We start from the raw sequence: 13,873 nt of genomic DNA, 5'->3' as shown, positions 1-13,873 counted from the left end.
GCCTCGGCTTCACCGGCTCCGACGCCGCCGTGCTGGAAGCCGCCTGGAGGACCGCCCCTTCCTTCGCCGCCGCCGCCTGCTCCGCCTCGCCCATGTGGGCCGCCAACGCCGCCACGGTGACCCCCAGCGCCGACGCCGCCGACGGCCGGGTCCATTTCACCCCCGCCAACCTGGTCACCAACCTGCACCGCTCGCTGGAGCACCGGCAGACGAAGCGGGCGCTGGACGCCCTCTTCCCGGATCCTGCGCGCTTCGCCGTCCACGACGCCCTCCCCTCCGTCGCCCATCTCGCCGACGAGGGCGCCGCCAACCACGTCCGCCTGTGCGCCGACCACGGCGCGCCCGGCGTCAACATCCTCGTCTGGGGCCGCGAGGCGTATGAACCCTGGTCCGGCGCCTTCCCGGCCCGCCAGACCCGCGAGGCCTCCGAGGCCGTCGCCCGCCGCCACGGCGCCGCTCGCGCCGTCTTTCCGCGCCAGTCCCGGGCCGCCATCGCCGGCGGGACCTTCCATAACGACGTCGTCTGCGTCGGCGCCCTGGAGACCCTTTTCTTCCACGAGCTCGCCTTCGAGGACACGGCGGCGACCAAGGCCGACATCCGCGCCGCCGCCGACGGCCTGTTCGAGCCGATCTTCATCGAGGTGTTCTCCGCCGACCTGCCGCTGGCCGACGCCATCTCCAGCTATCTGTTCAACTCCATGCTGGTGCGGATCCCGGGCGAGGACCGCCTGACCCTGATCTGCCCGACCGAGACCCGCGACAACGCCCGCAGCCACGCCGTCGCCGAGCGGCTCGCCTCATCCAACGGCCCCATCGGCCGGGTCGAATACGTCGACGTGCGCCAGTCGATGCGCAACGGCGGCGGGCCGGCCTGCCTGCGCCTGCGCGTGGTCCTGACCGGGGCCGAGCTGGCCGCGACCCACCCCGCCATGCGGATGACCGACGCCCTCCACGCCCGCCTGACGGCCTGGGCCGCCGCCTGGTATCGGGATGCGCTGACGCCCCGCGATCTCGCCGATCCCGCCCTGCTGGACGAAAGCCGCGGCGCGCTGGACGCGCTGACGGACATCCTCGCGCTGGGCGGAGGCTTCTATCCCTTCCAGCGGGTCTGAGCCGATGTCAGCCTTTTCCATCCGCACCGCGACCGAGGCCGACATCCCGGCGCTCGTCGCCCTGATGGACCGATCCATCTCCGGTCCGCTCGCCGCCTTCCTGACTCCGGACCAGGTCGCCGCCAGCCGCAGGCTGATGGGACTGGACAGCCAGATCATCGCCGACCGGACCTATTTCATCGTCGAGGCCGAGGGCGTCCTCGCCGGCTGCGGCGGCTGGAGCCGGCGCATCACCACCTACGGCGGCGACCACACGCCCGGCCGCGCGCCGGCTCCGCTGACGCCCGGCGTCGACGCCGCCCGCGTCCGCGCCATGTACACGGCGCCCGAGTTCGTCCGCCGCGGCGTCGGCCGCCTGATTCTGCGGGCGTGCGAGGAGGCCGCGCGGGCCGCCGGCTACGACCGCGTCGAACTGGTCGCCACCCTCGGCGGCGAGCCCCTCTACCTCGCCAATGGCTACGGCGAGATCGAACGCTTCGACGACGACCGGGGCGGCGCGCCGGTGCCTCTGGTCAGGATGGGCAAACCGCTCTAGCCCTTCTGACCAGAGGGAAGGGGGACGGATGACCGAATCTTCGATGAATCCGGCCCGCCGCCTGCGCAACATCATCGGCGGCTCGGCCGGCAATCTGGTCGAATGGTTCGACTGGTTCGCCTACGCCGCCTTCACCGTCTATTTCGCCCCGGTCTTCTTCCCCAGGGGCGACTCCACCGCCCAGTTGCTCAGCACCGCCGCCATCTTCGCCGTCGGCTTCTTCATGCGCCCCGTCGGGGCCTGGGTCATGGGCGTCTATTCCGACCGCAAGGGCCGCAAGGCCGGCCTGACCCTCTCGGTCACCCTGATGTGCACCGGCAGCCTGATCATCGGCCTGACGCCCGGCTATGCGGCCATCGGCGTCGCCGCCCCGGCCCTGCTGCTGTTCGCCCGGCTGCTGCAGGGCCTCAGCGTCGGCGGCGAATACGGATCGTCGGCCACCTATCTGTCCGAGATGGCGACGGCGAAGCACCGCGGCTTCTGGTCCAGCTTCCAGTACGTCACCCTGATCTCGGGCCAGCTTCTGGCCCTGCTGCTGCTCATCCTGCTGCAGAGCACGCTGGACGAGACCGACCTCAAGGCCTGGGGCTGGCGCATTCCCTTCTTTGTCGGCGCCGCCCTGGCCGTGGTCGTCTTCTGGCTGCGCCGACGGCTGGACGAAACCTCGGCCTTCATCGCTTCCGATGCCGGCGAGGCCCCGAAATCCAGCGCCCTGCTGCTGATCCTGAAGCATCCGCGCGAGGCCCTGCTGGTCCTGGGCCTGACCGCCGGCGGCACGCTCGCCTTCTACGCCTACACGACCTACCTGCAGAAATTCCTCGTCAATACGACGGGCTTCTCCAAGGACACGGCCACCCAGATCAGCGCCGCCGCCCTGTTCGTCTTCATGCTGCTTCAGCCGGCGGTCGGCGCCCTGTCCGACCGGATTGGCCGCAAGCCGGTGATGATCGCCTTCGGGGTCTCGGGCGTGCTGCTGACCGTGCCGATCATGACGGCCCTGGCCACGGCCGACAGCCCCTTCATCGCCTTCCTTCTGGCCATGGCGTCGCTGGTCATCGTCAGCGGCTACACCGCCATCAACGCCGTGGTGAAGGCCGAACTGTTCCCGGCCCATATCCGCGCCCTGGGCGTCGCCCTGCCCTACGCCATCGCCAACGCCGTGTTCGGAGGCACGGCGGAGTACGTCGCCCTGTGGTTCAAGTCGAACGGGATCGAGAGCGCCTTCTTCTGGTACGTCACCGGCATGATCGGCGTGTCGCTGCTGGTCTATCTGTTCATGCGCGACACGAAGCATCGCAGCCTGATCGTCCACGACGACTGATCAGGCCGGCGACCTGAGCCGTTCCAGCGCCTGTGGATAGCGGCGCGACAGCGGGGCCTCCATCAGACCGAGTTCGACGGTCCAGTCCCCCGACCCGTCGGGCCGCAGGCCGGTGACGCGCCCCGCATTGACCAGCCACGACCGGTGCGCCCGGACGAAGCCGAACCGTTCCAGCTCCACCTCAATGGCCGCGAGCGTCGCGCGCATCAGTGGGCGACGTCCGTCCGCCAGCCAGAACTCGACATAGTTGCCGGCCGAGGACACGGCGACGATGTCCGGCAGGGCCGCCCGGATAATCCGGGCGCCGTCGCGGATGTCGAAACTGACCGGCCGCACCGGCTCATCACGCCGTCGACGCAGATAGCCGATCAGCCAGAAGGTCGCGACGTAGGTCGCGTAGCTGATCAGGTCCTTGCGCAGCTCGTAGATGAACCGGTCCCCGAACTCATAGGGGCCCGCGTCCATAAGATCGTAAGCGACTGTGCGCAGCAGGACGAAGCCGGCCACATGCAACGTCGAAAAGGCCAGCAGGGCCGCGAGATGGATCAGCACGAACCGCGCCTTGGGCCGCCAGCCCTCGGCCGCCGCCTCGTCGGGCGGCGCCAGGGCCGTGGCCAGCCAGGGGACCGGCATCGCCAACATGATGGCGATCGCGCTGCTGATCTCCCAGACCCACGGCTCCCACGGTGCGATGTGGGGCATGTCGCTGAGGTTGGTCAGGGCGTTCACCGAAATCACGATCGCCGTGACGGGTGCGATCACCAGCCAGGCCGTGCGCAGGTCGCGACCATCCAGGGGCGCCCGGACCCATCCGCCCGTCACAGGGTGCGCGCCGGTCGTCACAGCCTGGCTGGCCGTGTCCCGTCGATTGCTCCGCCCGTCCCGGCGCGGTTGCCCAACGCGGCCTCCGGATGGGACCCCGGGGGACCGTTCATCGCTCATGGAAAACCGCCATGTCGTCCACACCGCTCCCCGACGCCGCCTCGGGCCCCCTCCGCCGATACGACCTCGACTGGATCCGGGTCGGCGCCTTCTTCCTGCTCATTCTCTATCACGTGGGCATGCTCTATGTGTCCTGGGACTTCCATGTGAAGAGCCCCCGCATCGTCGAGGCGGTCCAGCCGTTCATGATGATCACCAGCCCCTGGCGGCTGACCCTGCTGTTCGTGGTTTCGGGGGCGGCGACCCGGTTCATGGTGGACGGCTTTGAAGCCCGCGGAGGACGGGCCGGCCGACGGCTGGCGGGGTCCCGTATCCTGCGGCTTCTGCCCGCCCTGCTGTTCGGCATGTTCGTGATCGTTCCGCCCCAGAGCTACTATGAGGTCTTCCAGGCCGCCCAATGGCTGGGCGTCGCGGATCCCGCGCATTCTCCGTGGCTGCAGGACTTCTGGATCAAATACGCCACCGGCTACGGGGGCTGGTGCGACGCCGACGGTTGCCTGACCACCCCGACCTGGAATCATCTGTGGTTCGTCGCCTACCTGCTGCCCTACGGCCTGCTTGTCGCGGCCCTCGTCGGTCTTCCGGGGAAGCCGCTGGATGTCCTGAGCCGCCGGGTCGAGCGGGCCTGCGCCGGCTGGGGCCTGCTGATCTGGCCGATACTCTGGTTCGCCCTTCTGCGCTTCACCCTCGCCCCGATCTTCGAGGTGACCCACGCCTTCTGGGGGGACTGGTACAATCACGCCCTGTCGTTCGGGGCCTATCTGTTCGGCTTCCTGATGGCGCGGTCGGAAGCGCTCAAGGCGAACTTCATGCGGCTGCGCCAGCCCGCGGCGATCCTCGCGGTGCTCGCCTGGGCGGCGTGGGCGACCTATGCGTGGATTTACCGGGCCGACGACGCGGCGCCGCCCGAGTCGCTGCGCCATGCGATGCGGGTCGTCTACGCCATCGATCAATGGGCCTGGATCGCCGCCATCCTCGGCTATGGCGCGCGCTATCTGAACCGCGGCGGGCCGGTGCTGCGTTATCTGAGCGTCGGCGTCTTCCCGTTCTACATCGTGCACCAGACGGTGATCATCCTGGCGGCCTGGTATCTGATGCCCCTGAACCTGCCCCTGCCGGTCGAGGCGGGGCTGGTGATCACGGCGACCTTCGCCGCCTGTTTCGCGGCCTATGAGATCGCCCGGCGGTCGGGATGGCTGGGCCTCCTGCTCGGCGTCAGGCCGCGCTCGGGGAAGACCCCCGATCAGGCCGCGAACCGGCCGCCCTTGCCCGCATAGGCCTGGGTGCCGCGGGTGAAGACCCGGTCGGTGGGCAGAATGGCGTCGATGGCTATGTCGTCGGCGCCCTTCAGCCGGTCGTAGATCGGGCCGAAATCCTTCAGCGTCTCGGCCTTCAGGGCCTCGATCGAGTCGATGACGAAATAGACCTGCTGGAAGTCGTCGATCCGGTACAGGGTCCGCATCACCCGCTCGAGTTCGAAGCCCAGCCGGTTGGGCGACGGGTCCTCAAGCGAGAAGACGCTCTCGGTCGCCGACGAGACGATGCCGGCCCCATAGATGCGCAGGCCGCCTGCATCCTGCATCAGGCCGAACTCGACCGTGTACCAGTACAGCCGCGCCAGGTTTTGCAGCATGCCCAGCGAGGCCGCCCGCTGGCCGCCCTTGCCATAGGCCTCCATATAGTCGGCGAAGTCAGGATCGCTGAGCATCGGCACATGGCCGAAGACGTCGTGGAAGATGTCCGGCTCCTGCAGATAGTCCAGCTGATCCGGCTTGCGGATGAACTGGCCCGAGGGGAAGCGGCGGTTGGCCAGATGGTCGAAGAAGACGTCGTCGGGCACCAGCCCGGGCACGCACACCACGGTCCAGCCCGTCAGGGCCTGAAGCTTGGGGTTCATGACCGCGAAATCCGGGATTCCGCCGGTGTTCAGGTCCAGCGCCGTCAGCCCTTTCAGAAAGACGTCGGCGGCGCGGCCGGGCAGGATCTTCATCTGCCGGGCGTAGAGCGTGTCCCAGGTCCGGTGCTCGACCTCGGTATAGGACGACCAGTCCTGCGGAATGGTCCAGTCGGCGGCCGCGCCCTCGGGCGGCTTGTCGAACACATGCTCGAAGTCTGACATGGACGGCTCCTGCAACCTGCGGGCTCTGACTGGCCCTTGTCGGCAATCTAGGCCCGCGGCGGGGTCCGCGCCAGCCGTCGTCAGTGGATGGCGTGGGCCAGCGGCGCGTGTCGCCCCCGGGCGTCGACGGTGAACCAGCGACGCTCGGCCTCCACGCTCAGGGCGGACAGTTCGGGATCGTGCTCCAGCGCGCTCTCGGCGGTATAGGCGACGAAGCCGCCGTCCGGCCCTATGGCGAGAACCTGGTAATAGGGCTGGTCCGGCGACGCCTCGCCGGTTTCGGCGGGATCGCCGGCATAGCTGGGGTCGATGTCGATCACGACGCCGCGGAAGGCGGCGTCCCGATGGCGGACGATCTGGCCGAGGCCGAATTTCGCGACGGATTGACGGGTCATGGCCAGACAATGCCGGACCCAACCTGAGCCTTATGGGCGTGACGCCGTTCATTTTCGCGTCACCTGCTTGGCGCGGACCGTTTGCCGGTCCTAAGGTGTCGGGGACGGGCGCCGTATTGGACCGCCCACCTTGAAAGTTCGGCCCATGCCGGAGACCGACGGCGCGCCACGGCGTGACGAGCGGTCCCAGCCCCGAAGGCCCGATGGACAGCGCGCCCGGGGCGGCGCCGTCAACGGTTTCGGGGCGTCAGGTCGCGGGGCGCCCCTGTATGGCGCGCTCGATCTGGGGACCAACAACTGCCGGCTGCTGATCGCAAAGCCGGCCCGCGACGGCTTTCGGGTCGTCGATTCCTTCAGCCGCATCGTCCGTCTGGGCGAAGGCCTGTCCCGCACCGGGCGGCTCGACGACGCGGCCATGGACCGGGCCTATGAAGCCCTGGTGCTGTGCGGCGAGCGCGTCGCCAGGAAGGGCGTCGACTCGTCCCGGCTGATGGCCGTGGCGACCCAGGCGTGCCGCCAGGCCGACAACGGCGAAGCCTTCATTGAGCGGGTCCGCCTCGGCACGGGGCTCAGACTCCGGATCATCGATCCGGTCGAGGAGGCCCGGCTGGCGGTGGAGGGCTGTCTCAACCTGTTCGACCATTCGGCCGAAGCCGTCCTGGTCGTGGACGTCGGCGGCGGATCAACCGAGCTCAGCTGGCTGAGGCGGCGCGACCGGGGAGACTTCGTCCTCGAGGGGTGGATGTCGGCGCCGGTGGGGGTCGTGACCCTGGCCGAACGCCACCCCGAGCCCGAAGCGGGACTGGATCTGTGGTACCGGGCCATGGTCGCGGACATGGGCCAGGCCCTCGCCGCGGCGCCCGTCAGCCCGGCGTTGCGCGACATCTTCACCGGCGGCCGCGGCCACATGATCGGCACGTCCGGCGCCATCACCAGCCTGGCCGGCATCCATCTGGGCCTGCGCCGGTATCAGCGGAACCTCGTCGATGGCCTGTGGATGACCAGCGGCGACTGCGAAAAGGCGGCTGAAAAGCTGATGGCCCTCGGTCCCGCCGGCCGGGCGGCGGAATCCTGCATCGGGCCGGACCGGGCCGACCTCGTTCTGGCCGGCGCCGCCATCATGGAGGCGGTCCAGCAGGCCTGGCCGTCAGAACGCGTCCGCGTCGCGGACCGCGGCCTGCGCGAGGGCCTGCTGTTGCAGCAGATGCGCGCCGCGCGAACCCCGACCCGCCGCCGGCGGCGTGGGCGGGGTGCAGGCGGCGGCGCCCCGGGCGGACCCGGCTAGTTGACGACCTGCACCGGCAGGGTGACGTCGCAGACCGAAAAGTCCGCGCCCCGCGCCGCTCGGGTTTCCTCGACCAGCGCCCGGAAGCGCGGCGAATCCGTCGCCAGCACCTGAACCGCCGGTCTCTCCGCTTCGGGAATGTCGGCGGCGATCCGCACCCGGGTCATCCGGTCCGGCTGGGTCTGCGCCATCATGCCGTTGTCGCCGTCTCCGACCTGGAGGGATCGCACCACGTCCAGACCCGAAACCGTCATTCCCCAGATGGTGTAGCGCTTGTCCAGCGCCGGATAGGCCTGACGCATCAGGAAGAACTGGCTGTTGGCGGTGTCGTTGCCCTCGTCCCGGGCCATGCCGGCGACGCCGGGACAGTACAGCCCCCAGGCGTGAACCTTGCCGTCCCCGGTCAGGGCGAAGGCGGAATCCGGCTGGGTCTGCACCGGCAGCGAATGGAGGAAGCCGACGCGCGCGCCGGCCGGCTCGGCCACGGCCGCGAACGGCATGGTCGCCTCGCGGCGGAAGGTGAATTCGGCCTTCAGGTCGGGATAGGGGCTCTGGCCCTCGCCATTGCCCAGCGGATCGCCGGTCTGGGCCATGAACCAGTCGATCACGCGGTGCCACGGCACGCCGTCATAGAAGCCGCGGCGCGCCAGCAGCTTGATCCGCTCCACATGCAGCGGCGCCACCTCGGGCGTCAGTTCGACCAGGATGCGGCCCTTGGTCGTATCGATGACCAGCAGATTTTCCGCCGGCGCCGTCCGCCATTCGGGCGCCGCGATCGTGGTTTCGGGCGTGGGCGGCGGAGGCGGCGCGGGCGTGCCGCCGGCGTCCTGGGCGTTCGCCCCTCCGGCCGCCAGAACGGCCAGCGCCGCGAGACCGGGAACCTGTCGCATCGTCTTCCCCCCCTTTTTCCGAATCAGCCGCCGGTCACTTCGGCCGGCGGCTGTACGTCACAAACCGTGAAACGCGCGCCCAGTTCGGTCCGCTTCTGCTCCACCAGGGCCGCGAAAGCCGGACTGCGCGGCGTCATCACGCGCACGGCCGGTCGCTGCCCCTCGGGCAGGGCCGACGCCGGGCGGACGCGCGTCATCACGTCCGGATCGGCGACCTGGCCGTTCGCGGCCTCGTCGCCCGCCTTCAGCGCCTTGACCACGTCCATCCCCGCCACGACCCGGCCAAAGGGCGTATAGAGGCCGCTCAGGTTTTCGTTCACGCCGGTCATGAGGAAGAACTGGCTGTTGGCGCTGTTCGGATCCTGGTTGCGGGCCATGCCGGCGACGCCGGGGCAGAACAGCCCCCGGGCCGCCGTCTTGAAGTCGATGGTGACCATCATCTGGGCGTCCGGCTGGGTGAAGATCGGCATCGAGCCGGCGACGCCGAGCTGTCCGGCCTGCGTGACGTCCAGACTGACGAAACCGAGGTCGCGTCCGCGCCGGAACTGGAATTCGCCCGGAATGTCCGGCAGCTCGCTGCCGCCCGCGCCGGTGCCGAGAGGATCGCCGGTCTGGGCCATAAAGCCCGGAATCACGCGGTGGAACTTCAGTCCGTCGTAGAAGCCCCGGGCCGCCAGCGTCCGGACCCGTTCGACCGACAGCGGCGCGATGGCCGGGTCCAGCTCGACCAGGATGCGGCCCTTGGCGGTGTCGATGACCAGCAGGTTTTCGGGCGCGACCGCGCGCCATTCGGCGGCGGGGGCCTGGGCCGCCGCCGGAAGGCCGGCGGCGAGAAGCGCGATCGAGAGCGCGCCGATGGTTGCCATCCTGAAGCTCATTCTATCCCTTGACCTTGTCCCGGACCGCCTTGGCGACGGCCGGACTGACGAAACTGTCGATCGCGCCGTCCAGCCGGGCGATCTCCTTGACCAGCCGCGAGGCGATCGCCTGATGCCGCGGATCGGCCATCAGGAAGACCGTCTCGATGTCGGCATTGAGGCGCTGGTTCATCGCCGTCATCTGGAACTCGTATTCGAAGTCGGCCACGGCGCGCAGGCCGCGCACGATGATGCTGGCGTCCAGTTCCTCGGCGAAATGCATCAGCAGGCTGGAAAAGGCCCTCACCTCGACCTTGGCGCCCAGATGGGCGACCTCGGCGCGAACCATCTCGACGCGTTCATCGGTCGTGAACAGCGGGCCCTTGTCGTCATTGCGCGCCACGCCGATGACCAGCCGGTCGACCAGCTTCACCGCACGGCCGATGATGTCCATATGCCCGTTGGTCACGGGATCGAACGTGCCCGGATACAGGCCGATGCGCATACAGTCCTCCCCGCTTTCCAGCGGTTTAGCAGGTGCGAAGGAGACGGCCTAGATCGGTTGCGCCGGGTTGGACGCCCAGGCGGCGCCGAGCCGCTCGATCAGGCCGCGGGCCGGGGCGAAGGCCAGGTCGCCGATCGCCGCCACGGCGCAGGCCGGGGTGGCGCTGTTGCAGATGAAGGCGGCGTCGAACCGCCTCAGGTCTTGCACGTGAACCGGCTCCACCCGGCCCGTCAGGCCGACAGGACCGAGGCCGCGCTGGACCAGCGCCTGGGCCACGCCCGCCAGCATCGGCGCCTGCGGCCAGACGACGTCGTCTCCGGCAATAAATCCGATGTTCCAGAGACTTCCCTCGGAAACCTTGCCTTCCACATCCACGAACACGGCGTCGTCGAAGCCGGCGGCGCGGGCCAGCCGACGGGCGCGGATCAGGCCGAAGGTCGCGACATGTTTGAGATGCGGCGCGTCCCGGGCATGGGTCTGGACCTGCAGCCGCACGCTGTCGGCCAGCGGCGGCGGCGATGGGGAAACGGCGATCATGACCCGCGGCCGCCCGCGCCAGTCCGGCGTTCGGGGACTGATCTCCGGCGAAAACAGGCTCACCCGCAGCCAGCAGGAATCGCGCCCCGCCGCGGCCTCCCGCATCAGATCGCGCAGGCGCGTCTCGCCGACCGGCTTACCGAACAGCTCGACCGCTTCGGCCTCCAGCCGCGCCAGATGCAGGTCCAGCCCCCGCGCGCCGCCCTGCTCCACCCGGAACGAGGTGTAGGCGCCGTAGTTGACCAGGGCGACATGGGTCAGGTCGTCCGGCGTGGCGGGCTGGCCGTCGATGAATACGTCCGGGATTCGGGACATGAAAATCTCCGCTCATCCCGGCGAAAGCCGGGACCCAGTCCTTTCGTAAGGCAGGCTGCCTGGGATCAATGTCAGCGAAAACCCCGGTCGCCGAAACGCCCAAAGCACTGGATCCCGGCTTTCGCCGGGATGAGCGGTGTGAAAACTCAGCCTTCGCCGCCTTCGCCCTCGTTCGTCCCATCCTCGACAGCGTCGACCTCCCCGCCGCCGCTGTCCGGCAGACATTCGACCGACACGACCCGCTCGCCCTCGGAGGTGCGGAAGATGGTCACGCCCTGGCTGGACCGGCCGACGATGCGGACCTGCCCGACCGGCGTGCGGATCATCTGCCCGCCCGAGGTGACCAGCAGCAGTTCGTCGCCGTCCTCCACCGGGAAGGACGCCGCCAGACGCGTGCCCGCGCGGCCGCCCAGGCCGTGGGCCGTCAGCCCCTGCCCGCCCCGGCCCGTGCGCCGGTATTCATAGGCGGACGAGCGCTTGCCGAAGCCGGTGTCGGTGACGGTCAGGATGAACTGCTCGGCCGCGCCCAGTTCGGCGATCCGCTCGACGCTCAGCGCGGCGTCGGCGGAGCCTTCACCGCTCTCGTCGTCGGCCTCTGCCGTCGGGGTCTCATCCTCGCCGTCCATCGCCCGGCGCATGGCCGAGGCGTGTTTGACATAGGCGGCCCGCTCGTCCGGCGTCGCGTCGACGCGGCCCAGCACGGCCATGGAGATGACCTCGTCGTCCTTCTGCAGGCGCACGCCGCGCACGCCGGTCGAATCCCGGCCCTTGAACACCCGCACGTCGTCGGCCTTGAAGCGGATGGCGCGGCCCAGGGCGGTCGTCAGCATGACGTCGTCCTCGGCAGTGCACAGGGCCACCCCGACCATGTGGTCGCCGTCCTCCAGCTTCATGGCGATCTTGCCGGCCCGGTTGACGGTGGCGAAGTCGCTCAGCTTGTTGCGGCGCACGTCGCCCGATCGGGTGGCGAACATGATATCGTAGTTCGCCCAGTCCGCCTCGTCCTCGGGCAGCGGCAGGACGTTCATGATCGAATCGCCCGGTTCGATCGGCAGCAGGTTGACGAAGGCCTTGCCGCGCGACTGCGGATTGCCCAGCGGCAGACGCCAGGTCTTCAGCTTGTAGGCCTTGCCGTTGGTGGCGAAGAACAGCACCGGCGTGTGGGTCGAGGCCGAGAAGACGCCGACGACGGCGTCGTCCTCCTTCATCGCCACGCCCGAACGGCCCTTGCCGCCGCGATGCTGGGTCCGGTAGGCGTTCAGCGCCACCCGCTTGACGTAGCCGCCGTGGGTGACCGTCACGACCATGTCCTCGCGCGGGATCAGGTCCTCGTCTTCCAGCTCGAAATCGCCCTCGCCGATGATGGTGCGGCGGGGAACGGCGAACTCCTCCTTCACCAGCAGCAGATCCTCGCGAATCACGGCCAGGATGTTGGCGCGGTCGCTCAGCAGGGTCAGATGGCCCTGGATGGTGTCGGCCAGGCCGCGCGCCTCGCCGAAGATGTCGTCGCGGCCCAGGCCGGTCAGGCGGCTCAGGGTCAGGCCCAGGATGGCCCGCGCCTGTTCGTCGGTCAGGTTCAGCTTGTCGCCGTCGACCAGCATCGAGCGCGGGTCGGCGATCAGCTCGATCAGGGCGATCATGTCGCCCACCGGCCAGCTCTTGGCCTGCAGCCGCTCCCGCGCCTCGGCCGGATCGGCCGAGCTGCGGATGATGTGGATGACCTCGTCGATATTGGCCACGGCCACGGCCAGACCGACCAGCACATGGCCGCGGTCGCGGGCCTTGGCCAGTTCGAACTTGATGCGGCGGACGACCACCTCTTCCCGGAACTCCAGGAAGGCCTCCAGCAGCTGGCGCAGGCCCATCTGCACCGGGCGGCCGTGGTTCAGCGCCAGCATGTTGACGCCGAACGAGCTCTGCATCGCCGTGAAGCGCCACAGCTGGTTCAGCACCACGTCGCCGGACGCGTCGCGCTTCAGCTCGATGACCATTCGCATGCCGTCGCGGTCGGACTCGTCGCGGACATCGGAAATGCCCTCGATTCGCTTCTCGCGGACCATTTCGACGATGCGCTCGATCAGGGTCTGTTTGTTGACCTGATAGGGCAGCTGGGTGACGACGATGGCCTCGCGATCCTTGCGGATCGTCTCGATCGTCGCCTGGCCGCGCACCATGACCGAGCCGCGGCCGTCGCGCAGGGCGTTGCGGGGCGCCGTCCGGCCCATGATCTCGCCGCCGGTCGGGAAGTCGGGACCGGGCACTATGTCCAGCAGGGCGTCGTCGCTGACGTTGGGATCGTCCAGCAGGGCCACGCAGGCGTCGATGATCTCGCCCAGGTTATGCGGCGGGATGTTGGTCGCCATGCCGACGGCGATGCCGCCGGCGCCATTGACCAGCAGGTTGGGAATCCGCGCCGGCAGGACGACGGGCTCCAGCTCCTTCTCGTCGTAGTTCGGCTGGAAATCGACCGTGTCCTTGTCGATGTCGGTCAGCAGGGCCGAGGCGGCCGGGGCCATCCGGGCCTCGGTATATCGCATCGAGGCCGGCATATCGCCGTCGACCGAGCCGAAATTGCCCTGGCCGTCGACCAGCATCAGCCCCATCGAGAACGGCTGGGCCATGCGCACCAGCGCCATATAGACCGAGGCGTCGCCGTGCGGGTGGAAGCGGCCCAGCACGTCGCCGACGACGCGGGCGCACTTCGAATACGGCCGGTCCGGCGTCATCTTCAGGTCGTGCATCGAATACAGGATGCGGCGGTGCACGGGCTTCAGCCCGTCACGCGCGTCGGGCAGGGCGCGGGACACGATCACGCTCATGGCGTAGTCGAGATACGAGCGCCTCAGCTCGTCTTCGATGGTGATGGTGGAGATGTCGCCGCCCCCGCCGGATGATGGCGGGAGGGCGTCGTTATAGCTGTCGTCAGTCAAGGAAATCAGGCTTTAAATGGCCGGAATCGGAACGTGATCCGCGAACGGGTTTTCTAGCATCCGGGGACCCCGGAGGCAAAGCGAAGCCGCCCGGAAACGCTCCGTCCAGACAAGGAGTCCAGCCCATGCG

13 protein-coding genes are annotated in these 13,873 nt (G+C 69.2%); 5 read left to right on the top strand and 8 right to left on the bottom strand.

Annotated elements, in window-relative coordinates:
* From VN378_RS12070 to VN378_RS12060, 3 genes are all read left to right on the top strand, one after another.
* Positions 1-1,112: N-succinylarginine dihydrolase (locus tag VN378_RS12070; protein ID WP_325743826.1), on the top strand; the 1,112-nt coding region annotated here is incomplete at its 5' end.
* Positions 1,113-1,116: 4 nt separating this feature from the next.
* Positions 1,117-1,647: a GNAT family N-acetyltransferase gene (locus VN378_RS12065; protein WP_325743825.1), complete on the top strand. Its 531-nt coding sequence runs from the start codon at positions 1,117-1,119 to the stop codon at positions 1,645-1,647.
* Positions 1,648-1,675: 28 nt separating this feature from the next.
* Entirely contained in the window at positions 1,676-2,968 is a 1,293-nt protein-coding gene (locus VN378_RS12060; protein ID WP_325743824.1) for an MFS transporter, read from the top strand.
* Here the strand turns inward: VN378_RS12060 and VN378_RS12055 are convergent, their stop codons facing one another.
* Complete coding sequence (locus VN378_RS12055) at positions 2,969-3,790, bottom strand: LytTR family DNA-binding domain-containing protein (RefSeq protein ID WP_325743823.1); 822 nt, start codon at positions 3,788-3,790, stop codon at positions 2,969-2,971.
* A gap of 131 nt (positions 3,791-3,921) precedes the next feature.
* Between VN378_RS12055 and VN378_RS12050 the strand changes: the two genes are divergently transcribed.
* Complete coding sequence (locus VN378_RS12050) at positions 3,922-5,187, top strand: acyltransferase (protein ID WP_325743822.1); 1,266 nt, start codon at positions 3,922-3,924, stop codon at positions 5,185-5,187.
* Here VN378_RS12050 and phhA read toward each other — a convergent pair.
* The gene (gene phhA, locus VN378_RS12045; RefSeq protein ID WP_325743821.1) at positions 5,154-6,029 is read right to left on the bottom strand and encodes a phenylalanine 4-monooxygenase; all 876 of its coding nucleotides are present in this window, start codon (positions 6,027-6,029) and stop codon (positions 5,154-5,156) included. The genes VN378_RS12050 and phhA overlap by 34 nt on opposite strands.
* 80 nt (positions 6,030-6,109) lie before the next feature.
* Entirely contained in the window at positions 6,110-6,424 is a 315-nt protein-coding gene (gene hspQ, locus VN378_RS12040) for a heat shock protein HspQ (RefSeq protein WP_325743820.1), read from the bottom strand.
* A gap of 145 nt (positions 6,425-6,569) precedes the next feature.
* On the opposite strand from hspQ, the gene VN378_RS12035 reads away from it, so the two are divergent.
* A complete protein-coding gene (locus tag VN378_RS12035) occupies positions 6,570-7,709 on the top strand; it encodes a Ppx/GppA phosphatase family protein (protein ID WP_325743827.1) in 1,140 nt (379 codons plus the stop codon).
* Here VN378_RS12035 and VN378_RS12030 read toward each other — a convergent pair.
* The 5 genes from VN378_RS12030 to gyrA all read right to left on the bottom strand — a co-directional run bounded on the left by VN378_RS12030 (position 7,706) and on the right by gyrA (position 13,743).
* Positions 7,706-8,599: a peptidylprolyl isomerase gene (locus VN378_RS12030; RefSeq protein WP_325743819.1), complete on the bottom strand. Its 894-nt coding sequence runs from the start codon at positions 8,597-8,599 to the stop codon at positions 7,706-7,708. The genes VN378_RS12035 and VN378_RS12030 overlap by 4 nt on opposite strands.
* A 23-nt stretch (positions 8,600-8,622) precedes the next feature.
* Positions 8,623-9,465, bottom strand: coding sequence for a peptidylprolyl isomerase (locus VN378_RS12025; protein ID WP_325743818.1), 843 nt, complete (start codon positions 9,463-9,465; stop codon positions 8,623-8,625).
* A 13-nt stretch (positions 9,466-9,478) separates the two neighbouring features.
* Positions 9,479-9,961 (bottom strand): pantetheine-phosphate adenylyltransferase, encoded by a 483-nt coding sequence (gene coaD, locus VN378_RS12020; RefSeq protein ID WP_325743817.1) that lies wholly within the window; start codon positions 9,959-9,961, stop codon positions 9,479-9,481.
* A gap of 48 nt (positions 9,962-10,009) precedes the next feature.
* Complete coding sequence (locus VN378_RS12015) at positions 10,010-10,813, bottom strand: aminotransferase class IV (protein WP_325743816.1); 804 nt, start codon at positions 10,811-10,813, stop codon at positions 10,010-10,012.
* Positions 10,814-10,959: 146 nt separating this feature from the next.
* Positions 10,960-13,743 (bottom strand): DNA gyrase subunit A, encoded by a 2,784-nt coding sequence (gyrA, locus tag VN378_RS12010; protein ID WP_325743815.1) that lies wholly within the window; start codon positions 13,741-13,743, stop codon positions 10,960-10,962.
* Positions 13,744-13,873 lie beyond the last annotated feature (130 nt).

Origin of the sequence: Brevundimonas sp. (assembly GCF_035561115.1) — a bacterium.
GTDB lineage: Bacteria > Pseudomonadota > Alphaproteobacteria > Caulobacterales > Caulobacteraceae > Brevundimonas.
The sequence above is the reverse complement of the archived record's forward strand: the minus strand, read 5'-3'. Positions and strand labels throughout refer to the sequence as shown.

Bases quoted from the DNA above. Each gene is read 5' to 3' on its own strand.
- VN378_RS12065 (WP_325743825.1), top strand. From the start codon at position 1,117: ATGTCAGCCTTTTCCATCCGCACCGCGACCGAGGCCGACATCCCGGCG.
- VN378_RS12060 (WP_325743824.1), top strand. From the start codon at position 1,676: ATGACCGAATCTTCGATGAATCCGGCCCGCCGCCTGCGCAACATCATC.
- VN378_RS12050 (WP_325743822.1), top strand. From the start codon at position 3,922: ATGTCGTCCACACCGCTCCCCGACGCCGCCTCGGGCCCCCTCCGCCGA.
- phhA (WP_325743821.1), bottom strand. From the start codon at position 6,029: ATGTCAGACTTCGAGCATGTGTTCGACAAGCCGCCCGAGGGCGCGGCC.
- hspQ (WP_325743820.1), bottom strand. From the start codon at position 6,424: ATGACCCGTCAATCCGTCGCGAAATTCGGCCTCGGCCAGATCGTCCGC.
- VN378_RS12035 (WP_325743827.1), top strand. From the start codon at position 6,570: ATGCCGGAGACCGACGGCGCGCCACGGCGTGACGAGCGGTCCCAGCCC.
- VN378_RS12030 (WP_325743819.1), bottom strand. From the start codon at position 8,599: ATGCGACAGGTTCCCGGTCTCGCGGCGCTGGCCGTTCTGGCGGCCGGA.
- VN378_RS12025 (WP_325743818.1), bottom strand. From the start codon at position 9,465: ATGGCAACCATCGGCGCGCTCTCGATCGCGCTTCTCGCCGCCGGCCTT.
- coaD (WP_325743817.1), bottom strand. From the start codon at position 9,961: ATGCGCATCGGCCTGTATCCGGGCACGTTCGATCCCGTGACCAACGGG.
- VN378_RS12015 (WP_325743816.1), bottom strand. From the start codon at position 10,813: ATGTCCCGAATCCCGGACGTATTCATCGACGGCCAGCCCGCCACGCCG.